We start from the raw sequence: 22,799 nt of genomic DNA, 5'->3' as shown, positions 1-22,799 counted from the left end.
CCTTATGGACGAGCTGATCGGGCGGCTGGCGTCGAACGCCAGCATAGATGGTGCTGTGGCTGAAAAGACCGTCGGCATTATCCTGGGCTTCCTCCGCAGCGAAGGTCCTTCCGAGAACGTCGAAGCGCTGATCGATCAGATTCCCGGTGCAGAAGCGGCGATAGAAGCGTCCAGGAGCGGCGGCGGACTGTCGCGGCTGATGGGCGGCGGCCTGATGGCCGTCGGCACGCGCCTGATGGGCCTGGGACTTGGCATGTCCGAGATTCAGAACGTTGCCCGTGAACTTTTCCGCTACGGCCGAGACAAAATCGGAGCGGATCAGATGGGCAAGATCATCGCGGGGACGCCGGGCCTCAGCCAGTTCGCCTGAGCGACGCTTTTCATATCGAGCATCATGACATATCCGATCTCCGAGATTGAGGGCCTGCCAGCCTTTGCCGCCAACAAATTGAAGGCGCAAGGAATCCGCACGACCGACGCGCTGCTCGAGGCGGCCTCGACCGTGAAGGGTCGCAAGGCGCTCGCCGCCAAGACCGGCATCAGCGAGCAGCAGTTGCTGGAATGGGCCAACGTCTCCGACTACATGCGCATTCCCGGGATGGGCCGGGCCAAGGTCGGCCTCGTCCGCGCCGCCGGCGTCACCACCGTGCGCGAGCTCGCTTATCGGAATCCGGCACGGCTCGCCCAGAGCATGCGGGAAGCCAACGTGAAGAAGAAGCTCGTCCGCATCCTGCCCTCGGAAAAATCGGTCGGCGACATCATCGCCAAGGCGAAGAAGCTGCCGCCGAAGATTACGTATTAGGGCATCTCCCTCGGCATACGACCTGCCGCGTGAGCTCTCGGTGTCATACCCCGCGAAGGCGGGGTATCCAGTACGCTGCGGCTCCTCCGTATCACCGCACGGCCTCGGAATACTGGATTGCCCGCTTTCGCGGGCAATCACAGTGGAGGCGATCGATGCTCCGCGAACACATCGACATTCGCCACCTCCCACCTTGAATCCCCCCTCCCCGACCGCTAAAGCGGGCCGCATGAATGCCTCGCCCTCCCCATCCGTCCCGCCGGCCGGCTCGGCCGGGCCCGACGTGCTGCGGACGCTGCTGGAGCGGCCGATTCCGGCAGTGATGGGCGTGCTCAACGTCACCCCGGATTCCTTCTCCGACGGCGGCGAGTTTATCGCGCCCGAGCTGGCGCTTGCGCGGGCGCGGGCGATGATCGAGGCCGGCGTCGACATCATCGACATCGGTGCCGAGTCCACCCGGCCCTACACAGGCGCCCGGCCGGTGACGGCGGCGGACGAGCTGGCGCGGCTGAAGCCGGTGTTGTCAGGCGTGGTGGCGCTGGGCGTGCCCGTGTCGATCGACAGCATGAAGGCTGAAGTCGTGGCCTTTGCGCTCGACCAGGGCGCTGCGATCGCCAACGACGTCTGGGGCCTGCAGCGCGACACCGGCATGGCACAGCTCATCGCCGCGCGCGGCGTCCCCGTCATCGTCATGCACAACCGCGAGACCGTCGATTCCGCCATCGACATCGTCGCAGACATGAAGGCGTTCTTCCTGCGCTCGCTCGATATCGCCGCCAAGGCCGGCATTGCGCGCGAAAAAATCGTGCTCGATCCCGGCATCGGCTTCGGCAAGACGGCCGAGCAGAGCATGATTGCGCTGGCGCGGCTGCGCGAATTCGACATGTTCGGCCTGCCGGTCCTGGTCGGCGCTTCGCGCAAGCGCTTCATCGCCTCGGCGTCGCCCTCGGAGCCGAAAGAACGGCTCGCCGGCTCGATCGCCGCGCATCTGATCGCCGCACAGCGCGGCGCCAAGATCATCCGCACGCATGACGTCGCCGAGACCTTGCAGGCCCTGCGGGTCGCGAATGCAATCGAGAGCAAGCAATGACCGATACGATCTTTGTCACCGGCCTGTCGATCCACGCCCGCCACGGCGTGATGGATCACGAGACCGAAGTCGGCCAGCGCTTCGTCATCGACCTCGAGCTCTATACCGACCTGTCGGAGCCCTCGCGCTCTGACAAGCTCGCCGATACCGTGTCCTACGCCGAAGTCGTGGCAACCACGACGGCGGCGTTCAAGAATACAAATTACAAGCTGCTGGAGCGGGCGGCCGGCGCGGTCGCCGATGCCATCCTGTCGCACTTCCCGCGCATCCGCGCCGTGAAGATCACCGTGCACAAGCCGCATGCGCCGATCGCCGCAATCTTCGACGACGTCGGCATCATGCTGACGCGCTCGCGGCATCCCTGACATGGCAAGCGTGCTGATCGCACTCGGCGGCAATGTCGGCGATGTCCGCGCGACGTTCCGGAAGGCGATTTCGCACATCTGCGGCATGGCGCAAGCCGCGCTGATCGCGCGCTCCTCGGACTATGCGACGCCGCCCTGGGGCGACGAGGACCAGGATCCCTTCATCAATGCCTGCGTCGAGATCGAGACCAGCCTCGATCCGCATGCCCTCCTGTTCGTGATGCAGAAGGTCGAGCAGAAATTCGGCCGCACGCGGAACAAGGAGCGGCAATGGGGCCCGCGCACGATCGATCTCGACATGATCGCCTATGACGATGTCAGCTTGCAGAAGCCCGACCTGACCTTGCCGCATCCACGCCTGTTCGAGCGCGCCTTCGTGCTGGTGCCGCTGGCCGAAATCGCGCCCGACCGCGTGATCTCAGGCATACGTGTGCGTGACGGGCTTGCCAGCGTCTCGACGCAAGGCATTGAGCGGCTTCCGGATACCGGTTAACCAAAAACAACCGTTTGCAGCGACGGCCGGCCGTGGCAATTTCGCCTGCGAACAACAAGATTTTTGGGAGCCCTTCGCCGTATGACCTCCGTGACTGACGACCTGCCGCTCGCGGCCGATTTTCCCAAGGCCACGGTCGACGACTGGCGCAAGCTGGTCGACGGCGTGTTGAAGGGCGCGCCGTTCGAGAAGCTGGTCGGCAAGACTTATGACGGCCTCAAGATCGACCCGCTCTATCCGCGCGCCCGGGGCGTTGCGCCCGTGGTGGGACGGCCTGCCGCCGCGCCGTGGCAGATCATGCAGCGGATCGACCATCCCGATGCGGTGGCCGCGAATGCACAGGCGCTGACCGATCTCGAAAATGGCGCGACGGGTCTCGCGCTGGTGTTCGCCGGCGGCAGTGGCGCTCACGGGTTCGGGCTGGAACCTTCGGCCGATGCGGTCGCAAAGGTCTTCAAGGATATTCATCTCGATGCCGGCATCGGCATCGAGCTCCAGATCGGTCCGCAATCGCGGATGGCGGCGATCCATGTCGCGGAATATGTGAAGAGCAACGGCCTCGATCCCGCCGCCGCAACATCCGCTTCGGGCTCGATCCGCTTGCGGCCGGCGCGGTGTGGGGGCACAGCCCCTACACATGGGACGAGATCGTTCCGGCCGTCACCGGCGCCATCAAGGGGCTCGCCGCGCTCGGCTTCAAGGGACCGTTCGCGTCCGCCGACGGGCGCGTGATCCACGATGCCGGCGGCTCCGAGGTGCAGGAGCTCGCGTTCGTACTCGCCTGCGGCGTCGCCTATCTGCGCGCGATCGAGGGCGCCGGCGTTCCGCTGGAGCAGGCGCAGGACATGATCTATGCGCGGCTCTCTGCGGATGCCGACCAGTTTTTGACCATGGCAAAATTCCGCGCGCTGCGGCTGCTGTGGGCGCGCATCGAGACGGCGTGCGGGCTGACGCCGAAGCCGCTGTTCATTGCCGCCGATACGGCTTGGCGCATGCTGACCCAGCGTGACCCTTACGTGAACATGCTGCGCGCGACCATCGCGACATTCGCGGCCGGGCTCGCCGGTGCCAATGCAATCACCGTGCTGCCGCATACGCTGGCGCTCGGGCTGCCTGATCCATTCGCGCGACGCGTGGCGCGCAATACGCAAGCCCTGCTGCTGGAAGAAAGCAACCTCGCCAAGGTCAGCGATCCCGCCGCCGGCGCGGGCGGCATCGAGACATTGACCGCGCAGCTTTGCGACGCCGCCTGGGCGCTGTTCCAGGAGAGCGAGAAAGCCGGCGGCGCCTTCGCCGCGCTTCAGCAAGGCCTGTTCCAGAGCAAGGTCGCGGCCGCGCGAAAGGCGCGCGACGCCAACATCGCAAAGCGCCGCGACGTGCTGACAGGCGCCAGCGAGTTTCCCAACCTGCATGAGCGCGAGACGGCCGTGCTGACGGCAACGCCGGTCGCGCTCGCGCCTTACGGCGAGCAGAAATACAAGTTCGATGCGCTGCCGCCGATCCGGCTTGTGGAACCGTTCGAGGCGCTGCGCGACAAATCCGATGCGGCGCTTCAGGCGCGCGGTGCGCGGCCAAAGGTGTTTCTGGCCAATCTCGGCACGCCCGCCGATTTCACGGCGCGGGCGACCTTTGCCAAGAGCTTGTTCGAGGCCGGCGGCATCCAGGCCGTCGACAGCGATGGCTTTGCCGATCCGGCCAAATTGGCCGCCGCATTCAAGGCCTCCGGTGCCGAGCTTGCCTGTCTTTGTTCCAGCGACAAGGTCTATCCGGAACACGCCGAAGCCGCGGCGAAGGCCCTGCAAACGGCAGGCGCGCGACATATCTATCTGGCAGGCCGTCCGACCGATGCCGAGGCGGCACTCCGTGCGGCCGGCGTCACGGGTTTTGTCTTCGCCGGAGGCGATGCGCTTGCGACACTGCAAGACGCCTACCGACGGATGGAGCAGGCATGAGCGAAGCGGGCAAACCAGTTTTCACCGGCGGCTGCCAATGCGGCGCGGTGCGCTTCGCGATTTCGGCAACCCCCAACAGGGTTTCGATCTGCCATTGCCGGATGTGCCAGAAGGCGAGCGGCGCGCCGTTCGCGTCCTTCGCCGACATCAACCGGACGGACTTCGCCTGGAGCAAGGGGCAGCCGGCGTTCTTCCGCTCCTCCTCGATCGCTGATCGCGGCTATTGCGCCGCCTGCGGCACGCCGCTGAGCTTTGGCCGCATCGACGGCGACCGGATCGAGATCATGACCGGCGCCTTCGACCGGCCCGACCAGCTGGTGCCGACGCGCCAATACGGAACTGAATCCCGCCTCGGCTGGGTGGTCGGAATCTCGAACCTTCCGAGCCAGACCACGCAACAGAATTACGGGCCGGAGAAGATGGCGACCATCGTCAGCCATCAGCATCCGGATCATGATTGAGCGCCTAATGATATGGTTGAAACCATGAGCCGCATTCCCAATTTCGCCGATGTCGCCTTCGAGCGAGCCGCGACCGCCGCGCCGTCAGGCAGCGCCGAGCCGTGGCTAACGCCCGAGGGCATTCTGGTGAAGCCCGCTTACGGCGAGGCCGATCTCGCCGGGCTCGATTTCCTCGAGACCTATCCCGGCATCGCGCCCTACCTCCGCGGCCCCTACCCGACCATGTATGTCAACCAGCCCTGGACCGTCCGGCAATATGCCGGCTTCTCCACGGCGGAGGATTCCAACGCATTCTACCGCCGCAACCTCGCGGCCGGACAGAAGGGCCTCTCGGTCGCCTTCGATCTCGCCACCCATCGCGGTTATGACTCTGATCATCCGCGCGTCGGCGGCGACGTCGGCATGGCCGGTGTTGCAATCGATTCCATCTACGACATGCGCACGCTGTTCGCAGGCATTCCGCTCGACCAGATGAGCGTGTCCATGACCATGAACGGCGCGGTGCTGCCGATCCTCGCGCTCTATGTGGCCGCCGCCGGCGAACAGGGCGTGCCGCCGGAAAAGCTCTCAGGCACCATTCAGAACGACATTCTGAAAGAGTTCATGGTGCGCAACACCTATATCTATCCGCCCGCGCCCTCGATGCGGATCATCTCGGACATCTTCGCCTATACCTCCACGAAGATGCCGAAATACAATTCGATCTCGATCTCCGGCTATCACATGCAGGAGGCCGGCGCGACGCAGGACCTCGAGCTCGCCTACACGCTCGCCGACGGCGTCGAATATCTGCGCGCAGGACTTGCCGCGGGCCTGGATGTCGACCGCTTCGCGCCGCGCCTGTCGTTCTTCTGGGCGATCGGCATGAACTTCTTCATGGAAGTCGCCAAGATGCGCGCCGCGCGCCTGCTCTGGGCGAAGCTGCTGAAGCCGTTCAACCCGAAAGACCCGCGCTCGCTGTCGCTGCGCACGCATTGCCAGACCTCGGGCTGGTCCCTGACCGCGCAGGACGTCTTCAACAACGTGATGCGCACGACGGTGGAGGCGATGGCGGCCACCCAAGGCCACACCCAGTCGCTGCACACCAACGCGCTCGACGAGGCGCTGGCGCTGCCGACCGACTTCTCGGCGCGCATCGCCCGCAACACCCAGCTGTTCCTGCAGCAAGAGAGCGGCACCACCCGCATCATCGATCCCTGGGGCGGCTCGTATTACGTCGAGCGGCTGACGCGCGATCTCGCGGCGAAGGCGTGGGGCCACATCCAGGAGGTCGAGGAGCTTGGCGGCATGGCCAAGGCCATCGAGGCCGGCGTGCCAAAACTGCGCATCGAGGAGGCCTCGGCCAAGACGCAAGCCCGGATCGATGCCGGCAAGCAGGCGGTGATCGGCGTCAACAAGTACAAGCCGACGGATGAGGCTCCCATCGACATCCTCAAGGTCGACAACACCAATGTCCGCCGCCTCCAGATAGACAAGCTGACGCGGCTCAAATCCGAGCGCAACCAGACCGACGTCGACGCGGCGCTTGCCGCGCTGACGCGCTCGGCCGGCGAAGGCAACGGCAATCTGCTCGCGCTCGCGATCGACGCGGCACGGGCGAAAGCCACCGTCGGCGAAATCTCGGACGCGATGGAAAAGGTGTTCGGCCGGCACCGCGCCGAGATCAAGTCCATCACCGGCGTCTACAAGCGGGAGGCGTCCAGCATGGGTAACCAGGTCGAGAAGGTTCAGGCGCTGATCGACGCCTTCGAGGAGGCGGAAGGCCGCCGGCCGCGCATCCTGGTCGCCAAGATCGGCCAGGACGGCCACGACCGCGGCCAGAAGGTGATTGCCTCGGCCTTCGCCGACATCGGCTTCGACGTCGATATCGGGCCGCTGTTTGCAACGGCGGATGAAGCTGCGCGGCAGGCGGTCGAGAACGACGTGCACATCCTCGGCGTCTCCTCGCTCGCCGCCGCCCATCTCACCGCAGTGCCTGAACTCAAGGCCGCGCTGAAGAAACAGGGCCGCGACGACATCATGATCATCATCGGCGGCGTGGTGCCGCCGCAGGATTACGACGCGCTCTATGCGGCCGGCGCCGAAGCGATCTTCCCGCCGGGCACGGTGATCGCGGAAGCCGCCGAGGAGCTGATCCGCAAGCTGAATGCCCGGCTCGGGCATAGCGAGGCGGCGGAGTAGATGGTACGCTGGCCGCATCACCGGCCGGATTGTCTCCATGACACGTGATGAGGTCATCGCTGCGATACGCCAGAACGCTGATGCCATCAAAGCCAAGGGCGTCTCGAAGCTCGCCATCCTCGGCACGCGGGACGGCGACGATTATCACCCGCACAGCGACATCGATGTCCTGGTCGAGGTCGAACCGGAGGCCTCTTTCTCGCTGCTCAACCTGATTGACGTCGAGCAGATCATCGAGGACGCGACCGGCTTGCAGGCGCAGGCGACTGTCCGGCGCTCCGCCTCCCCCCACTCTGCGCAGCAGATCGCAGACCACATCCTCGAAATATTCTGACGCTCACGTAAGGAGCACTCCCCTTGAAGTTCATGATCGGTTTGAGCGTCGCCATGGCGCTTAGCGCAACGTGCGTCATCTCCGCCCTCGCCGCGGACCCCAAGCCCGACGCCGTCGTCAAGACCAAGAGCATCGACGCCCGCGTCTTCCTCGATGACAGGGTCAAGGCGGATGCGGCGCTGGCGGCGGATTGCCTTACGGAAGGCAGGAAGTGGCTCGACAAGAACGCGGCCGAGGCCGCCGCCGCGCACAAGGAAGATCCGCAGTTCTTCAAGGACGGCGGCTGGGATTTCGAACGCAAATATGCGATCCGCTCCGTCGTTGCCGATCGCTATGTCAGCGTCCTGCGCAACGACTACATGGACACCCATGGCGCCCATCCCAATTCGGACGTGAACACGATCCTGTGGGACAAGAGCGAGCACAAGCGCATCTCGATCCGCGCGTTCTTCACCGAGACCGCCGACAACGGGGCGACCATGAAGGCGATGGTGAAGGCCGTGATCGCTTCGCTGAGAGTCGAGAAGAAGAAGCGCGACACCAGCGAGACCGCGACCGACGATTGGTTCAAGAGCGTCGAGCCGAGCCTGCTCAAGATCGGCGCGGTGACGCTCGCGCCTTCAACCGAGGCGGGCAAAAGTTCCGGGCTCACCTTCCACTATCCGCCTTACGCGGTCGGCCCCTACGCCGAGGGCGAATATGTCGCCTTCGTGCCGTGGGAAACGCTGAAGACCTATCTCACGGCGGAAGGCATGCGCATCTTCGGTGGCGCGCGGCCGAAGGGCGACGCGGAAGAGCCGCAGTGATGATGTTTTGAGCAGCGACACATTGCTCACAACGCTGTGGTAGCGCTACCTTGCAGCGGCGCCGCAAAGCCGACTAGAATGCCTTCATTGAGAAGAGCGCCCGGTGTCACGGGCGCCGCTGGGAGGCATTGATGTCCAAGATTTCGCGCCGCACTTTTGCGGCCTCTTCCGCCGCGATTGCCGCATCCGCCGCATTCGGTCTCACACCCGCGCGCGCACAGGCGTATCCGGCGCGCCCGGTCACCGTGATCGTGCCCTGGGGCGCCGGTGGCGGCACCGACGCGACTGCGCGCATTGTCGCAGCCCTTCTGGAAAAGGATCTCGGCCAGCCCTTCAACGTCGTCAACCGCACCGGCGGTTCAGGCGTGGTCGGCCATAGCGCGATCGCGACCGCGCAGCCGGACGGCTACACGATCGGCATGCTCACCGTCGAGATCTCGATGATGCACTGGCAGGGCCTCACCGAGCTGACGCCGAAGAGCTACACGCCGCTCGCGCTGATGAACGAGGACCCGCCGGGCATCCAGGTCTCCTCCTCCTCGCCCTACAAGACCGTCAAGGAGCTCGCCGAAGCCATCAAGGCGGCGCCCCCCGGCAAGTTCAAGGCGTCGGGCACCGGCCAAGGCGGCATCAGGCATCTCGCGCTGGTCGGCTGGATGCAGGCGATGGGCCTGCCCGCCAACCAGGTCGCCTGGGTACCGTCGAACGGCGCTGCGCCTGCGATGCAGGATCTCGCCGCCGGCGGCCTCGACCTCACGACGTGCTCGGTGCCGGAGGCCCGCGCCATCATCGAGGCGGGCAAGGCAAGGAGCCTCGCCATCATGGCGCCGGCGCGCAACCCGATCTTCAAGGACGTGCCGACGCTGAAGGAGGCGATGGGGATCGATTACGCGACCGGCGCCTGGCGCGGCATCGGCGCGCCGAAGAACCTGCCGCCGGAGATCGCAACGAAGCTCACCGCGGCGCTGAAGAAGGTCTACGACTCCGCCGAGTTCAAGGACTTCATGAGCAACCGCGGCTTCGGCACGGTGTGGGGCGATGCCGGTCAGTTCGCAAGCTTCATGGACAAGGGCGACGCCCAGATGGGCGAGGCGATGAAGGCCGCCGGCCTGAGCAAGGCGTGATCCGCACCTGCGATGCTCTGATCGCCTCTCCCCGCTTGCGGGGAGAGGCCGGAATTCGCGCGAAGCGCGGGTTCCGGGTGAGGGGGACTCTCCACGAGTCCAATTCTCACCTCCCCCGTGGAGAGCCCCCCTCACCCCAACCCTCTCCCCGCGCGTGGGGAGAGGGAGAATACCTCGCATAGGATTCTCACATGCGTCTTCCCGACTCCGTCACGGGATCGTTTCTCGTCGTGCTCGGCGCGGCGGCTGCCTATGGCGGCTGGATCCTGCCGCCGGTGCCGGGGCAGCCGGTCGGCCCCAACGTATTTCCGCTCGTGATCGGTATCGGGCTCGCGCTGTGCGGGCTCGCGATCGTGTTCGGCATCGGCCATTCCTTCGAGGAGGAGGAAGAGCTGGTACCGCTCGAGGACGGCCAGGTGGCGGCTGCGCCGCCGCCGCAGGGCAAGCTCTATGGTCTGCGCGCTCTGCTGCCGCCGGCGCTGCTGCTGTTCTACGTCGCCGCCGCCGACCGGCTCGGCTTCATCATCACCGCGGCGATCATGGTCTACGTCACCTCGACCGCGCTCGGGGCGAAGTGGAAGCTGGCGCTGCCGCTCGCGGCGCTGTCGCCGTTCGGCATCCACCTCATCTTCGGCAAGCTGCTGCGCGTGCCGCTCCCCGCTGGCCTGCTGCCGACGCCCTGGTGATCCCATGCTGAAAACCCTGATTGAAGCATTCGCGCTGATCTCCACCTGGGAGGTCATCATCGCGATGTTCGCAGCCTCCGTGTACGGCCTCGTGATCGGCTCGCTGCCGGGCCTTTCGGCGACGATGGCGACCGCCCTGCTCGTCCCCGTCACCTTCTACCTCTCGCCGATCGCGGCAATCGCGACCATCGTCGCGGCCTCCTCGATGGCGATCTTCTCGGGCGACATCCCCGGCGCGCTGCTGCGCATTCCCGGCACCCCCGCCTCGGCCGCCTATGCCGACGAGGCCTACGCGATGACGCGCAAGGGCCAAGCTGAGCTGGCGCTGGGGGCCGGCGTCTGGTTCTCCGCCGTCGGCGGCATCGCCGGCGTGCTGTCGCTGATGATCCTGGCGCCGCCGCTCGCCGAGATCGCGCTGTCGTTCTCGACCTTCGAATATTTCTGGCTGGCGCTGCTCGGCCTGATGTGCGCCACGTTGGTCGCGCGCTCCTCGCCGGTGAAGGCGATCGCGGGCATGTTCCTCGGCCTGCTGGTCTCGTGCATCGGCATCGAGAATCCCGGCGGGGTGCCGCGCTTCACCTTCGGCATCACCGATTTGTTCGGCGGCATCGAGCCGATCCCGGCGCTGGTCGGCGTGTTCGCGGTGGCGCAGGTGATGCGCGCGATGCTGACGCCCGAGCCGCCGCCGCTGCCACGACGAAAATTCGGAAGCATCATGGCCGGCCAGTGGAAGCTGACCAAGAAGTATCACTGGCAGATGACGCGTGGAAACATCATCGGCATCATCATCGGCGTGCTGCCCGGCGCCGGCGCCGACATGGCCGCCTGGATCTCCTATGCGATGTCGAAGCGCTTCTCGAAGGAGCCGGAGAAATTCGGCACCGGCCACGTCGAGGGCCTGGTCGAGGCCGGCGCCAGCAACAATGCCAGCATCGCCTCGGGCTGGGTGCCCTCGCTGCTGTTCGGCATTCCCGGCGACACCATCGCGGCGATCGCGATCGGCGTGCTCTACATGAAGGGCCTCAATCCCGGCCCGACGCTGTTCACCGAGAAGGCGTCGAGCATGTACGCGATCTATCTGATGTTCATCATCGCGAACATCCTGATGATCCCGCTCGGCATCGCCATGATCCGGATCGCGGCCTACATCCTGCTGGCGCCGCGCTCCGCCATCATGCCGATCATCATGCTGTGCTGCGCGGTCGGCTCGTTCGCGATCGGCAACAACATGTTCGGCGTCGTCACCGTCGCCGCCTTCGGCATGATCGGCTACGTGATGGAGGCGAACGGCTATCCGGTGGCCGCGATGGTGCTCGGCATCGTCATGGGCACCATGGTCGAGCAGGCTTTCGTGACCTCGCTGATCAAGTCGGACGGCAGCATCCTGCCGTTCTTCGAGCGGCCGGTCGCGGCGATCCTCGCCGCCATGGCGATCGGCGCGCTGCTCTGGCCGGTGCTGGTGTGGGTCTGGCGCAAGGTGAAGCCGGTGCAGACAGCGGCGGCAACGACTCGGTGATATCGGGCGAGCGGCCCTCGCCTGCCCCGCCGGGGCGTTGTAAAGCAGGGCATGACTGAGAAGAAGGCCTCGCTGGACATCAAAACCCTCGCCCGCGACTTGCGCGCCGGCAGTCGCGCAGCCCTCGCCCGCGCCATCACGCTGGTGGAAAGCCGGCGCAGCGACCATCAGGCGCTGGCGCGCGAACTGGTGCAGAAGTTGCTGCCCGACACCGGCAAGGCGGTTCGGGTCGGCATCACCGGCTCGCCCGGCGTCGGTAAGTCCACCACCATCGATGTGCTCGGGACGTATCTGATCGAGCAGGGCAACAAGGTCGCGGTGCTCGCGGTCGATCCGTCCTCGGCACGCAGCGGCGGATCGATCCTTGGCGACAAGACGCGGATGGCGCGGCTGTCGGCCTCCGACGACGCCTTCATCCGTCCCTCGCCATCGTCAGGCACGCTCGGCGGCGTCGCCGCCAAGACGCGCGAGGCCATGCTGTTGTGCGAGGCCGCCGGCTTCGACGTCGTGCTGGTCGAGACCGTCGGCATTGGCCAGTCCGAGACCGCAGTCTGTGACATGACCGATTTTTTCCTCGCACTGATGCTGCCGGGCGGCGGCGACGAGCTGCAAGGCATCAAGAAGGGCCTGGTCGAGCTCGCCGACATGATCGCGATCAACAAGGCCGACGGCGACAACCTCAAGCGCGCCAACATCACCGCCGCCGACTATCGCGGCGCGCTGCATATTTTGGCGCCGCGGTCCGAGCATTGGCACCCGCCGGTCGAGACCTATTCGGCGCTGACCGGCGACGGCATCGCAAAAATTTGGCAGAAGGTTCTGGATCACCGCAAGGCGATGAACGCATCCGGCGATTTCGCTGCACGGCGGCGCGAGCAGCAGGTGAAATGGATGTGGTCGATGCTGGAGCAGCGCATGCTGGCGCGGCTGCGCAGCGAGGCGTCGGTGCGGACCAAGGTCAGGAAGATCGAGGCTGAGGTGGCCGAAGGCCATCTCACGCCGGCACTCGCCGCCGAGCAGATTCTGGAGTTGCTGCAATGAGCGAAAAGCTCCGCATTCTCCTCACCGGCTTCGGACCGTTTCCCGGCGCACCCTATAACCCGACCCAGCCGCTCGTCGCGCGGCTGGCGCAATTGCGCCGTCCGGCGCTCGACGATGTCACGATCACGAGCCACATCTTCCCGGTCACCTATGCTGCGGTCGACCGGCAATTGCCTGATGTGCTCGCGAAGCAGAAGCCCGACGCGCTGCTGATGTTCGGCCTCGCCGCGCGCACGCCTTACCTCCGCATCGAGACCCGCGCGCGCAACGCGGTCACCATGCTCTGGCCCGATGCCGCCAACACCCGCTCCAGCAAGCGCGGCATCGCCGGCCATGCGGACGCGATGACGTTCGGTCCGCACACGGCAAGGCTGCTGCGCGCCGCGCGCCTCACCGGCATCGACGCGCGCGCCTCGCGCGATGCCGGCGCCTATCTCTGCAATTATCTGAGCTGGCGCGCGATCGAGAATGTTAGGGCGGGCGGACCGCAGCTTGCGGCGTTCATCCACATTCCCCTGCTCGCGCGCAGCGGCGCGGTGCGGCGCAAGGGGGCAGCCCGGATCACGCTAGAGGAGCTGGTGGACGCCGGCGAGGCCATGCTGATGGAGATGGTGGGATTGGCAAGGAAGCAGCGGAACACTCAGATTTCGTAGGGTGGGCAAAGGCGCGTAGCGCCGTGCCCACCATACATCCGCATTCGTGTAACAATGGTGGGCACGCTACGCTTTGCCCACCCTACGGCACCTTGGTCTGCGTAAACATTTAACCCTACCGCGAACAATCCTCACCGCCCCAGCCACCCTGCGCTACCTAGTCGGTCGCGGACCTCCCGCGTCCGCCGAAGGATGCGTCATGGACCTCAATCGCCGTCATCTCATCGGAGCTTCGACCGCAGGCATCGCGGGCGCCCTCGCCATGCCGGCCGACGCCGCGCGCGCGGCGCCGCTGACATCCCTGCTCGGCCGCGATGCCACGCAATACGGCGTACGGCCCGGCAGCAGCGAGGACCAGACCCGCGTGCTCCAGCGCGCCATCGACGAAGCTGCGCGGGCACAGGCGCCGCTCGCGCTGCCACCCGGCATCTATCGCAGCGGATTGCTACGGTTGCCGAATGGCGCCCAGCTGATCGGCGTGCGCGGCGCGACAAAAATCATCTTCACCGGCGGGGCCGCAGCGATCCAGAGCGACGGGTCGGACTCGATCGGCCTGACCGGCCTCGGCTTCGACGGCGGCGGCATTCCGCTGCCGACGCGGCGCGGACTGATCCATGTCCTCGGCGGGCGTGACGTCCGCATCACCGATTGCGAGATCACCGGCTCCGGCGGCAGCGGCATCTGGCTCGAGCAGGTGTCCGGCGACATCTCGGGCAACATCTTCACCAACATTGCGGTGACGGCAGTCGTCTCGTTCGATGCCAGGGGCCTCAGCGTCTCGCGCAACACCATCATCGGCACCAACGACAACGGCATCGAGATCCTGCGCACCGCAATCGGCGACGACGGCACGCTGGTCACCGATAACCGCATCGAGGACATCAAGGCCGGTCCCGGCGGCTCCGGCCAGTACGGCAACGCCATCAACGCCTTTCGCGCCGGCAACGTGATCGTGCGCGGCAACCGCATCAGGAACTGCGACTACTCGGCGGTGCGCGGTAATTCGGCGTCGAACATCCACATATCAGGCAACAGCGTCAGCGACGTGCGCGAGGTCGCGCTCTATTCGGAGTTCGCGTTCGAGGCCGCGATTATCGCCAACAACACGGTCGATGGTGCCGCCGTCGGCGTCTCGGTCTGCAATTTCAACGAAGGCGGCCGCATCGCGGTGGTCCAGGGCAACATCATCCGCAATCTGATCCCGAAGCGGCCGATCGGCACCGCCCCCGACGACGATGCCGGTGTCGGCATCTACGTCGAGGCTGACAGCTCCGTGACCGGCAATGTGATCGAGAACGCACCGTCCTATGGCATCGTCGCCGGCTGGGGCAAATATCTGCGCGACGTCGCGATCACGGGCAATGTGATCCGCAAGGCGCTGGCCGGCGTCGGCGTCTCGGTGGTGTCCGGCGCAGGCACCGCGCTCGTCAACAACAACATGATCTCGGAAACCCCGCGCGGCGCCGTGGTTGGGCTCGATCACGCCCGTGCAGTGACGTCGGATCTGTCGGCCGACGGCGCACAGCGCTTCGCACAGCTGATGGTCGGCGGCAATGCGGTGCGGCGGTAGTTGCGCCGTTGGCAGACGGGCCGCGCATCCTTCGAGGCTCCCCACGCGGCGCATTGCGCCACGTGGCTCGCGCCTCAGGATGACGGCGCAAGAAGTCGCGGCTACCGTTTTGAATATACGCCTTAAAACGCGTTCCTCAGCAGCGGGTACTTCGCTTGCAGGCCGTCAAGGCTGAAGGTGAATTCGACGACGCGCTCGGGAGCGGCGACGATTTCGGCGGCGGGCGGGGCGAACTGCGGCAGGAGCGTTGCCATTGCAGCAGGCGTGGCGGGGGGCGCCTTCACGGCAGGTGCGGTGAACGCCGCCATTGCGGCAGGCGCGGCGACCGGCGACCTCACAGAGGGTGCGGTGAGCGGCGCCCGCGCAGCGGGAGCCTTGAGCGGAGCGACAGCGGCGGGCGCAGTGAACAATGCCACCGCAGCAGGCGTCGCTCGCGGCGCGAGCGGGGCTTCGGTGATTTCGGCAAGGACCTCCGGCTTGGGCACGAGCTTGACCGGGACGGCGGTCTTCGCGGCGATGTGGACGGCCCTCGGCTGCACGGTCTGCGCCTGTTGGTCGCGCGGAAACACGCGGGGCATGGTCGCCGGCGACCAGCCGAATACGGGCGAGACACTCGCGGCCGCCGCGGCCACGTCGGCACCGGTCGCGAGCGCGCGCCAGGTCTGGACGGCGCGCTTGGCTTCCTGGATGTTTTCGAGGAATGCGATCTCGGAGTGATAGCGGCGCCAGCGTCCGGTCTCGAACATTTCGGAGAGATGTTCCAGCCGCTGCTCGGCGAGAGCGCACCAGCGTGCCGCAATGTCGCGGCCACGCGCCACGTCGCGAACAGCCTCTTGGCGATGTGTCATAAACCAGCCCGTTGGGAGAAAAATACGGACGCGACGCAACGCACACGAATCAATTTAGACGCGACATGAATATTTTGTGGAAAAGTTTTGACTTGTCCAGCAACGACACGCCGGTCGTCGTCAATCACCGTAGTCGTGCGGATAATTGCTGTGTTTTCGAGTCAAGCTTCGCGCAAGCATAACCGGCCTGCGGGGCGACTCCCGGACGCTGACAAGGGGCACCGCCGCGCTCGTTCAACCGGAAGCTGATCGCGCCGAGCGGTTCAAGAAATCAGACGCCTAAAAAGAAAAGACCCGTCCGGGGGGACAACCGGACGGGTCGAGCCATATGGGCGCTTGGGGTGGATGGGCGCTCGCGCCTGATATGACTTATGGGGAGGGATGACCGCTCCCACATAATTTGGTCGTGGCAGCCGGCTGAACGTTCAATGCGGCGTTCGATTTCTTGGCCCTCGCACGGCGCGCAAAGTTGTCGCAGCCGCTATCGCGTCGCCGGCCTATCCACCTGAGAAATCGTGGATTTATCGTCTACACTCGACAGCGAGGGTTGTTCGATCGCGCGGATGCCAGGCTCGTCGCGACACTTCTCGGCATCTTCACGTTTTGTTGTACCGGACGCAGCCGCAACAGGCGTCGCGCTGTCGGCGGGAACGGCCATCACCGCGGCAAACGCGTCGGCCTCACCGTCGCCGAAGAGATCATCACGGCCGGGTGAGCCGAGGTCGCGCGCGGTCTTCGCCAGCGTCATGCGCAGCGCCTCCGGCTTGAGCGTGTAATTGCGCTCGAGCAGCAGCGCGGCGACGCCGGAGATATAGGCGGCCGAGAACGAGGTCCCCGAGGTCATCTGGTACTTGCCGTCGGGCGCCGGCAGGAAGATGTCGACGCCGGGCGCGGCCAGCGCGATGTAATTGCCGCGGTTGGACGCCGAGAACAGCTTGTCCTGCTGGTCGGTCGCGCTGACCGCGATCACGTTGGGATTGGCGGCCGGATAGAGCGGCGGCGATTTGGCGCCGGCATTGCCGGCGGCCGCGATCAGCACCAGCCCGCGGGCGGCGGTCGCCGCGATGGCGCGCTCGATCACGGCGTCCCTCGGACCGGCAAAGCTCATATTGACGATCTGCGCGCCGTGCTCGGCGGCGTAATTCAGTGAGCGCAGGACGATGTAGGACGAGCTCTGGGCTCCACCCGTCGAGCCGCCAAAGGCGCGGATGGCGATGATGCGCGCCTCGGGCGCGCTGCCCATCAGCTTGGCATGCGCCACGATCGCGCCGGCAATGCCGGTGCCATGGACATGCGGGCCCTCGGCGCTCCCGAGCGCATCAAAGTTGTCGGCGATGGAATGGGCGAGCTCGGGATGTTGGGCGTCGATGCCGGAGTCGATCACGGCAACCGTCACGTTGGCGCCGTGCGCCAGCGTATGCGCTTGCGGCAGGCGAAGCCTGGCCAGCGCATATTGCGCGGGATCGCCCTCGGTCGGCACCGACGATTTCTGATCCTGGAGCACGTAGCGGAAGTTCGGCTGGATCGAGCGCACGCTGCCGTCAGCGGCGAACTCACGCCGCACCGTCTCGGAAGGCCGGCCGTCCGTGATGCGGAACAGGCCGAACGTCGCCCCGATCAGCGGGAAATTCTCGGATGACACACGCGTCAGGCCGTGGCGACGCGCAAGCTCGTCGGCTTCGGTCGCCGACAGCGCGCCGTCGATCTCGGCCACGAATTCGTTGGCGAAGGTGCGCAAGTCGACGGCGGCCGGCGTGCTGTTGCCCCGCCCCTTGCCGGCGCTCTTCTTGCCCGATTTGCCCGCGCCATCGCCGCCTGCGCCCGGCTGCGCCAGGCATTCGCCGTCGGCGTCGCGATAGGGGGCCGTGCAGGCGGGGTATAGGTTCGGCGAATAGCGCGCATAGGGCAGCACTGGGACCGGTCGCATCCGCGCCGTGGTGGTGGTACGCGGGATAGCAGGGATAGAACGCGGGCCGGGGCCGACGCCGACAGCCCGCGCACCGACACCGGGGCTGACGCGCGCGGCGATGCTGGGAGAGATGGTCGGGGTGCGCGTGGGGACGCTGATCGTCGGCGTGCGCATGATCGCCTGCGCCTGCGCAACCTCGATGCCGAGACCGGCGGCGAGCAGGAGTGCAGCTCCGACCGATGAAGCATAGGCCCCGGCTCGCGACTTACTCTCGGACTTGCGCGTCATCGGTGCAGCGGCGCCTTACGGCGCCGCGACGGCGAGGTTGACGAACTTCTCGCGCGACATCCTGCCGAGCAGCGAGGCGAGTTCGTCCCGGCCCATCGCCTTGTCGAACTGGAGACGGAACATGCCGCCCTTGGCATCGCCGATGATCGAAGCCTGGTAGCTGTCGAGCAGCGCGGTGATGTCGGCGACGCGCGCCTCGGGCGTGAAGCGCACCAGCGCGCGCGCAGGTGGAGCTCCAAGCTCACGCGTGATCGGCGCGCCGACCGACAGCGAAGCGGTCTCGAAGGTCGCGGGCTGGGTCTTCATCAGCACGGCGCCGATGATGCCGGCCTGGAGCAGCAGCGCGATGGCACCCAGGCTCGCCGACCAGGCCAGCGTACGCGGCGACAGGCTCGAGAAGAAGGTCGCGATACGCGCCGAGAGCGGCAGCGAACCGACCGGCCGCGCCGGCTCGGCATCGATCGCGGCGAACAGCTTCTGCATCGCCCGCGCCGACGGAGCCCCCAAGCTCTCGTTCAGATGGATGGTTTCTTCGTACTCGCCGCGGATCGCGGCATATTGCTTTGCAAGCGCCGGATCACGCGCCAGCGCTTCCTCGACGCGGCGAGCGTCACGCGCGTTCAGCGTACCGGCGGCGTGCCAGGGCAGTAGCAGTTCAATTTCACTGGGCTCTTGCTCCAGCATCTTTTTGCTCAATGCCATCATGGCCAGCCTCGCTCAACGCCGGCTGCCTTCAGCAGTTCGGCCAGTTTCTTGCGCGCATAGAACAAGCGCGTCTTCACAGTGTTCTCCGGAATACCGACGATTTCGGCCACTTCTTCCACGGATTTCTCGTGGTAGTAGACGAGATCGACGATTTCCCGGTGGTCCGGCGAGAGGCCCGTCAGACACTCCCGCAACGCTTCACTGGTATCCTTTTTCTGCACCGCGATTTCCGGATCGTCAGACGAATCCTCGATCGCGTTGGCAGCTTCGTCGTCCAACCCAACGTCCTTCCTGCGCCGGAGCGCAGACAGGGCCTTGAATCGGGTGATTGCCAGCAGCCAGGTGGAAACGGCGGATCGACCCTCGAACTTGCCGGCTTGACGCCAGACGTCGAGAAACACCTCGCTGATGAGGTCTTCCGCCGCCTGCTCGTCCCGCACGAGCCTTAGCCCGAACCTGTAGACCCTGACATGGTGCCGCCCGTACAGCACCTGCATGGCGAGCCGGTCACCTTGAGCGATCCTGGCGATGAGGACCTCGTCCGAAGCCGCCTGTGTCACGCTCAATGCCCGTCTCGCAAAGTTGGTCGGGTCGGCGCGGCGGACGGTTCGACGGGCGGGACGAAATTCTTCAGCCTACCGCAGTCACACGGGGGTCTGTGTGATCTACCCCACATACGCGAATTTTCCTTTTGCCACCCGCGGCGGTTGGCCGGCTCACTCGATAACGGTAACATAGTAATGAAGCATTCCCTGCGCAATGCCGTCCGGCGCGGACGGCCCGACATGATGGAACCATAGCAGCCCTGCACGACGTATGTCTCACCAAGCCCTGCTTTGGCTCGACCCCGTCGCCAACGATACCTAATCGCCGGCAAATTTCCCCGCCGGCCGCTGTCACCCTGTTGCGCGCTGCACCGTTTGGATTCGATTTCGAAGGATACCAAACCTAAAGGCTTGCCGCGTAGATTTTTGGGCGACATTCACCCTTGGCGGGACAATGAGCACGGCCGCGACGACCTTATCGGAGAGGAATGCCGCTGAGGTCGCGGATCTCGTTCTCATGCCCGACGCGGCTGCGCCCGAGGTACGAGCACGCCGGGTCCGGCAACGCCGGCAGATGTATGTCGGCCAGGTCGCAAGCTACTCGCTCGGCGCCTTCGTGCTGCTGATCTATGCCCATGACGGCGTCGTCCCGATGAACGTTCCGTCGCTGTTCTGGGTCGGCGGCCTGATGATCATCGGCATCTTCGTCGTGATGTCGGAAGCCGGCGTCGGCGACAGACACAGCGACCATTATCTCACCGTCTTCCAGATCTCGGCGCACATGGCGCTGCAGTTCATCTTCCTGGTGTCGGTGCCGACCCTCGGCATCGCCTTCATCAGCGTGCTGTTCCTGATCTTCGCCTTCGGCACGCTGCGCATGACCTCGGCGCAGGCGATGTTCACCTGGGCGATCGCGACGACCTGCCTCGCGGCCGTCTTCCTCGCCTCCGACCTGCCGATCGGCATGCCAGTCGCCACGAAGCTCCAGCGGGCCGCCTCGATGCTGTGCTTCGTCCTGGTGATCGGCCAGTGCGCCTTCCTCGGCCTGTTCGGCGCCACACTGCGAAAGGTCCTGTACCGGCGCAGCATCGAGCTGAAGGCCGCCTATCAGCGCATCGAGGAGCTCGCCGAGCTCGACGAGCTCACCGGCTCCTACAACCGCCGCTGCATCATGCGGCTGCTCGATGCAGAGGTCGAAAAGTCGCAGCAGGCGTCCGCACCTTGCGCCATCGCGCTGATCGACCTCGACTGGTTCAAGCGCATCAACGACGCCCACGGCCACCCCGTCGGCGACGAGGTGCTGCGCACCTTCGCCATCACCATTTTTGCAAATATCCGCCCGGCCGACTTTTTCGGCCGCTATGGCGGCGAGGAATTTCTGCTGCTGCTGCCGGGCACCGACGGCGGCGCGGCGGGGCGCATGCTCGAGCGGCTGCGCGGCATCGTCGCCGATCTCGACTGGAGCGCATTTTCCCCCGGCATGCGGGTGACGATTTCCGCGGGCGTCGTGACGCTGCGCGACAACGATACTGCCGACACGTTTCTCGCACGCGCCGACAGCGCGCTTTATTCCGCCAAGGCGCAAGGGCGCAACCGTATTGCAACGAGCTGACTAATCCATTTTTTTCCTGGCTGCACAGAAGCCGCAGCCGGACCGAACGCTCCAGGACAGGGCCATGAGATCGAAATCCGAAAAACCATCCGAGAACCTGCTTGAGGAATTGCAGACCGCGCGCTCGCACGGCACCGTCGCGCGCCGGGTCGAGGCCCTGCGCCGCGTCACTGATCTCTTCATTAACAATGCGGTGGATTATTCCGGCGAGCACATCAGGGTGTTCGACGACGTGTTCCAGTGCCTGATCGAGCAGATCGAGGCCTCGGCGAGAACGCTGCTCGCCAACCGTCTCGCGCCGATCGCGGCTGCGCCGCCCAAGATCATCCGCACCCTCGCGCTCGACGAGGTGATCGAGGTCTCCGGACCCGTGCTCTCGAAATCGGAACGGCTGGACGAGGCGACCCTGATCGAGATCGCGCGCACCAGGAGCCAGGCGCATCTCAAGGCGATCTCGCTGCGGCGGGTGCTGTCGGAAGCACTGACCGACGTGCTGGTGGCGCGCGGCAACGAAGACGTCGTGCAATCGACCGTCAGCAATCCGGGCGCGCAGCTCTCCGAGGGAAGTTTCACCGACCTCGTCACGCGCGCCGAACGCGACGATGACCTCGCCACCTGCATCGGCCTGCGGCCCGACCTGCCGCGCCATCACTACCTGAAGCTGATCGCCAAGGCGTCCCTGAGCGTGCGCAGGAAGCTCGAGACCGCGCATCCGGAGCTCGCGGACGAAGTGTCCAGCGTGGTCCAGGAAGCGACCCAGCGGGTCCGCGCCGCCGCCATGACCAGGCAGACCGAAATGGCGCGCGCGCTGGTGAGATCGCTGCACGAGGATGGTCGTCTCAACGAGTTCCAGGTCACCAGCTTCGCCGAGCAGGGCAAGTTCGACGAGACCAATGCGGGGCTCGCGGCGCTCGCGGGCGTCGCGGTCGAGACCGCCGAGAACATGATGATCGAGAGCCGCAACGAGGGCGTGATGGTCCTCGCCAAGGTCGCAGGCATGCAATGGTCAAGCGTCCGCGCGATCATCGCCATGCGCGAAAAGCTCTCGGGCGGCTCGAAGACCGACATGCTGACGCTGCGCGATGCCTACGAGGCCCTGCGCTCATCGACCGCGCAGCAGGTGCTGCGCTTCCACCGCATGCAGCAGGGCACGACGCCGGTGGCGTGAGGCCGCCACCGCTAGTAGCGCAAAACCTTCGAACCCGCGTAGGCGCCGATCGCGGTCACGAGTGCCGTCGCGATCGTGTACCAGGTCGCAACGAACAGCGGCGAGTCGTCGGTGCAGTGCGAGGCGTAGAGCGTTGCGGCAAGGCCGGCCGACAGCAGGCCGGCGAGCGCGCCGGCGAGTGCAGGATGCGACGGCGCGCCGTGGCGCAGGCCGAACAGCGCGCCCGCAAGCAGCGGCAGCGACATCGCGGGGATCGCGAGCATGCACACCCGGGAGTTCTTGCCCACCAGCCGCATCGTCATCGGCATCGCCGGGGCCATCATGGTCTCGCTGCCGATCGCAACCGCAAGCAGGCCGACGGGAAGCAGCAGCAGCCAGCCCCAGCCGCGCATCAAGGCTTCGGGCCGCGACAGATGCAGGCTGACGATGATCGCGGGGATCGCAAGCGACAGCGTGACCGCGAACTTCGTATCGAAGAACGGATTATGCATCGCGGTCATCACGTCGGGCCGCACGCCAAGGAAGCTGGCGAAGATCAGGATCGAGAACGGTGCCGCCACCAGCAGCGCCATCGTCAGCACGGCGCCGACGCGCGGCGCGCGATGGGCGTTGTCGGCCGCGAGCGAGCGAATGAGTTGATCGGTATCCAT

The 22,799-nt window shown here is 66.0% G+C and carries 22 protein-coding genes and 1 pseudogene; 18 read left to right on the top strand and 5 right to left on the bottom strand.

Going from position 1 to position 22,799, the window contains the following annotated elements; translation table 11 throughout:
• Positions 1 to 4: 4 nt before the first annotated feature.
• The 16 genes and pseudogenes from HAP41_RS18250 to HAP41_RS18175 all read left to right on the top strand — a co-directional run bounded on the left by HAP41_RS18250 (position 5) and on the right by HAP41_RS18175 (position 15,074).
• Complete coding sequence (locus tag HAP41_RS18250) at positions 5 to 370, top strand: hypothetical protein (RefSeq protein ID WP_063984593.1); 366 nt, start codon at positions 5 to 7, stop codon at positions 368 to 370.
• Positions 371 to 394: 24 nt separating this feature from the next.
• Positions 395 to 802, top strand: a complete 408-nt coding sequence (locus HAP41_RS18245; protein ID WP_071915663.1) for a DUF4332 domain-containing protein — start codon at positions 395 to 397, stop codon at positions 800 to 802.
• Positions 803 to 1,031: 229 nt separating this feature from the next.
• Complete coding sequence (gene folP / locus HAP41_RS18240) at positions 1,032 to 1,892, top strand: dihydropteroate synthase (RefSeq protein WP_166098611.1); 861 nt, start codon at positions 1,032 to 1,034, stop codon at positions 1,890 to 1,892.
• Positions 1,889 to 2,257, top strand: coding sequence for a dihydroneopterin aldolase (gene folB / locus HAP41_RS18235; protein WP_166098614.1), 369 nt, complete (start codon positions 1,889 to 1,891; stop codon positions 2,255 to 2,257). Before folP ends, folB begins: the two co-directional genes overlap by 4 nt.
• A gap of 1 nt (position 2,258) precedes the next feature.
• A complete protein-coding gene (gene folK, locus HAP41_RS18230; RefSeq protein WP_166098617.1) occupies positions 2,259 to 2,750 on the top strand; it encodes a 2-amino-4-hydroxy-6-hydroxymethyldihydropteridine diphosphokinase in 492 nt (163 codons plus the stop codon).
• A gap of 81 nt (positions 2,751 to 2,831) precedes the next feature.
• Positions 2,832 to 4,702 (top strand): annotated as a pseudogene (locus tag HAP41_RS18225) (methylmalonyl-CoA mutase family protein).
• On the top strand, positions 4,699 to 5,163 hold the full coding sequence (locus HAP41_RS18220) for a GFA family protein (RefSeq protein WP_063984598.1): 465 nt from the start codon (positions 4,699 to 4,701) through the stop codon (positions 5,161 to 5,163). Before HAP41_RS18225 ends, HAP41_RS18220 begins: the two are co-directional and overlap by 4 nt.
• 24 nt (positions 5,164 to 5,187) lie before the next feature.
• Entirely contained in the window at positions 5,188 to 7,344 is a 2,157-nt protein-coding gene (gene scpA, locus HAP41_RS18215; protein WP_166098629.1) for a methylmalonyl-CoA mutase, read from the top strand.
• Between the two features lie 37 nt (positions 7,345 to 7,381).
• Complete coding sequence (locus tag HAP41_RS18210) at positions 7,382 to 7,678, top strand: nucleotidyltransferase family protein (protein WP_085402698.1); 297 nt, start codon at positions 7,382 to 7,384, stop codon at positions 7,676 to 7,678.
• A 32-nt stretch (positions 7,679 to 7,710) separates the two neighbouring features.
• Entirely contained in the window at positions 7,711 to 8,484 is a 774-nt protein-coding gene (locus tag HAP41_RS18205; RefSeq protein ID WP_166105937.1) for an RsiV family protein, read from the top strand.
• A 131-nt stretch (positions 8,485 to 8,615) separates the two neighbouring features.
• Positions 8,616 to 9,608 (top strand): tripartite tricarboxylate transporter substrate binding protein, encoded by a 993-nt coding sequence (locus HAP41_RS18200; protein WP_166098633.1) that lies wholly within the window; start codon positions 8,616 to 8,618, stop codon positions 9,606 to 9,608.
• A 191-nt stretch (positions 9,609 to 9,799) separates the two neighbouring features.
• On the top strand, positions 9,800 to 10,294 hold the full coding sequence (locus HAP41_RS18195) for a tripartite tricarboxylate transporter TctB family protein (protein WP_041955719.1): 495 nt from the start codon (positions 9,800 to 9,802) through the stop codon (positions 10,292 to 10,294).
• A 4-nt stretch (positions 10,295 to 10,298) separates the two neighbouring features.
• Entirely contained in the window at positions 10,299 to 11,810 is a 1,512-nt protein-coding gene (locus HAP41_RS18190) for a tripartite tricarboxylate transporter permease (protein ID WP_166098638.1), read from the top strand.
• Positions 11,811 to 11,861: 51 nt separating this feature from the next.
• Positions 11,862 to 12,851, top strand: a complete 990-nt coding sequence (gene meaB, locus HAP41_RS18185) for a methylmalonyl Co-A mutase-associated GTPase MeaB (protein WP_166098641.1) — start codon at positions 11,862 to 11,864, stop codon at positions 12,849 to 12,851.
• The gene (locus HAP41_RS18180) at positions 12,848 to 13,504 is read left to right on the top strand and encodes a pyroglutamyl-peptidase I (RefSeq protein ID WP_166098646.1); all 657 of its coding nucleotides are present in this window, start codon (positions 12,848 to 12,850) and stop codon (positions 13,502 to 13,504) included. The genes meaB and HAP41_RS18180 overlap by 4 nt, the downstream gene beginning before the upstream one ends.
• Positions 13,505 to 13,703: 199 nt before the next feature.
• Positions 13,704 to 15,074: a TIGR03808 family TAT-translocated repetitive protein gene (locus HAP41_RS18175; protein WP_166098649.1), complete on the top strand. Its 1,371-nt coding sequence runs from the start codon at positions 13,704 to 13,706 to the stop codon at positions 15,072 to 15,074.
• 122 nt (positions 15,075 to 15,196) lie between these two features.
• On the opposite strand, the gene HAP41_RS18170 is transcribed toward HAP41_RS18175, so the two are convergent.
• The 4 genes from HAP41_RS18170 to HAP41_RS18155 form a co-directional block, all read right to left on the bottom strand.
• Positions 15,197 to 15,922, bottom strand: a complete 726-nt coding sequence (locus tag HAP41_RS18170) for a TIGR03809 family protein (protein WP_175618106.1) — start codon at positions 15,920 to 15,922, stop codon at positions 15,197 to 15,199.
• Between the two features lie 481 nt (positions 15,923 to 16,403).
• The gene (locus HAP41_RS18165) at positions 16,404 to 18,119 is read right to left on the bottom strand and encodes a S8 family serine peptidase (RefSeq protein WP_166098657.1); all 1,716 of its coding nucleotides are present in this window, start codon (positions 18,117 to 18,119) and stop codon (positions 16,404 to 16,406) included.
• Positions 18,120 to 18,134: 15 nt separating this feature from the next.
• The gene (locus HAP41_RS18160; protein WP_063984606.1) at positions 18,135 to 18,824 is read right to left on the bottom strand and encodes a hypothetical protein; all 690 of its coding nucleotides are present in this window, start codon (positions 18,822 to 18,824) and stop codon (positions 18,135 to 18,137) included.
• Positions 18,821 to 19,390, bottom strand: a complete 570-nt coding sequence (locus HAP41_RS18155) for a sigma-70 family RNA polymerase sigma factor (RefSeq protein ID WP_008140099.1) — start codon at positions 19,388 to 19,390, stop codon at positions 18,821 to 18,823. The genes HAP41_RS18160 and HAP41_RS18155 overlap by 4 nt, the downstream gene beginning before the upstream one ends.
• 433 nt (positions 19,391 to 19,823) lie before the next feature.
• Between HAP41_RS18155 and HAP41_RS18150 the strand changes: the two genes are divergently transcribed.
• Positions 19,824 to 20,981 carry a GGDEF domain-containing protein gene (locus tag HAP41_RS18150; RefSeq protein ID WP_166098660.1) on the top strand — a complete coding sequence of 386 codons (1,158 nt, stop codon included), beginning with the start codon at positions 19,824 to 19,826 and terminating at the stop codon, positions 20,979 to 20,981.
• A 64-nt stretch (positions 20,982 to 21,045) separates the two neighbouring features.
• A complete protein-coding gene (locus HAP41_RS18145; RefSeq protein WP_166098664.1) occupies positions 21,046 to 22,149 on the top strand; it encodes a DUF2336 domain-containing protein in 1,104 nt (367 codons plus the stop codon).
• Positions 22,150 to 22,160: 11 nt separating this feature from the next.
• Here HAP41_RS18145 and HAP41_RS18140 read toward each other — a convergent pair whose 3' ends face one another.
• Complete coding sequence (locus HAP41_RS18140) at positions 22,161 to 22,799, bottom strand: NrsF family protein (RefSeq protein ID WP_014496784.1); 639 nt, start codon at positions 22,797 to 22,799, stop codon at positions 22,161 to 22,163.

It is taken from the genome of Bradyrhizobium barranii subsp. apii (genome assembly GCF_011516635.5).
GTDB classification, from domain to species: domain Bacteria; phylum Pseudomonadota; class Alphaproteobacteria; order Rhizobiales; family Xanthobacteraceae; genus Bradyrhizobium; species Bradyrhizobium barranii.
The sequence above is the reverse complement of the archived record's forward strand: the minus strand, read 5'-3'. Positions and strand labels throughout refer to the sequence as shown.

Excerpts from the sequence above, each read along its gene's own strand:
- folK (WP_166098617.1), top strand. The coding sequence starts at position 2,259 with ATGGCAAGCGTGCTGATCGCACTCGGCGGCAATGTCGGCGATGTCCGC.
- folB (WP_166098614.1), top strand. The coding sequence starts at position 1,889 with ATGACCGATACGATCTTTGTCACCGGCCTGTCGATCCACGCCCGCCAC.
- folP (WP_166098611.1), top strand. The coding sequence starts at position 1,032 with ATGAATGCCTCGCCCTCCCCATCCGTCCCGCCGGCCGGCTCGGCCGGG.
- HAP41_RS18170 (WP_175618106.1), bottom strand. The coding sequence starts at position 15,922 with ATGACACATCGCCAAGAGGCTGTTCGCGACGTGGCGCGTGGCCGCGAC.
- HAP41_RS18150 (WP_166098660.1), top strand. The coding sequence starts at position 19,824 with ATGAGCACGGCCGCGACGACCTTATCGGAGAGGAATGCCGCTGAGGTC.
- HAP41_RS18250 (WP_063984593.1), top strand. The coding sequence starts at position 5 with ATGGACGAGCTGATCGGGCGGCTGGCGTCGAACGCCAGCATAGATGGT.
- HAP41_RS18180 (WP_166098646.1), top strand. The coding sequence starts at position 12,848 with ATGAGCGAAAAGCTCCGCATTCTCCTCACCGGCTTCGGACCGTTTCCC.
- HAP41_RS18245 (WP_071915663.1), top strand. The coding sequence starts at position 395 with ATGACATATCCGATCTCCGAGATTGAGGGCCTGCCAGCCTTTGCCGCC.
- HAP41_RS18220 (WP_063984598.1), top strand. The coding sequence starts at position 4,699 with ATGAGCGAAGCGGGCAAACCAGTTTTCACCGGCGGCTGCCAATGCGGC.
- HAP41_RS18160 (WP_063984606.1), bottom strand. The coding sequence starts at position 18,824 with ATGATGGCATTGAGCAAAAAGATGCTGGAGCAAGAGCCCAGTGAAATT.
- HAP41_RS18140 (WP_014496784.1), bottom strand. The coding sequence starts at position 22,799 with ATGGATACCGATCAACTCATTCGCTCGCTCGCGGCCGACAACGCCCAT.
- HAP41_RS18165 (WP_166098657.1), bottom strand. The coding sequence starts at position 18,119 with ATGACGCGCAAGTCCGAGAGTAAGTCGCGAGCCGGGGCCTATGCTTCA.
- HAP41_RS18195 (WP_041955719.1), top strand. The coding sequence starts at position 9,800 with ATGCGTCTTCCCGACTCCGTCACGGGATCGTTTCTCGTCGTGCTCGGC.
- HAP41_RS18175 (WP_166098649.1), top strand. The coding sequence starts at position 13,704 with ATGGACCTCAATCGCCGTCATCTCATCGGAGCTTCGACCGCAGGCATC.
- HAP41_RS18200 (WP_166098633.1), top strand. The coding sequence starts at position 8,616 with ATGTCCAAGATTTCGCGCCGCACTTTTGCGGCCTCTTCCGCCGCGATT.
- HAP41_RS18145 (WP_166098664.1), top strand. The coding sequence starts at position 21,046 with ATGAGATCGAAATCCGAAAAACCATCCGAGAACCTGCTTGAGGAATTG.
- HAP41_RS18210 (WP_085402698.1), top strand. The coding sequence starts at position 7,382 with ATGACACGTGATGAGGTCATCGCTGCGATACGCCAGAACGCTGATGCC.
- scpA (WP_166098629.1), top strand. The coding sequence starts at position 5,188 with ATGAGCCGCATTCCCAATTTCGCCGATGTCGCCTTCGAGCGAGCCGCG.
- HAP41_RS18205 (WP_166105937.1), top strand. The coding sequence starts at position 7,711 with ATGATCGGTTTGAGCGTCGCCATGGCGCTTAGCGCAACGTGCGTCATC.
- meaB (WP_166098641.1), top strand. The coding sequence starts at position 11,862 with ATGACTGAGAAGAAGGCCTCGCTGGACATCAAAACCCTCGCCCGCGAC.
- HAP41_RS18190 (WP_166098638.1), top strand. The coding sequence starts at position 10,299 with ATGCTGAAAACCCTGATTGAAGCATTCGCGCTGATCTCCACCTGGGAG.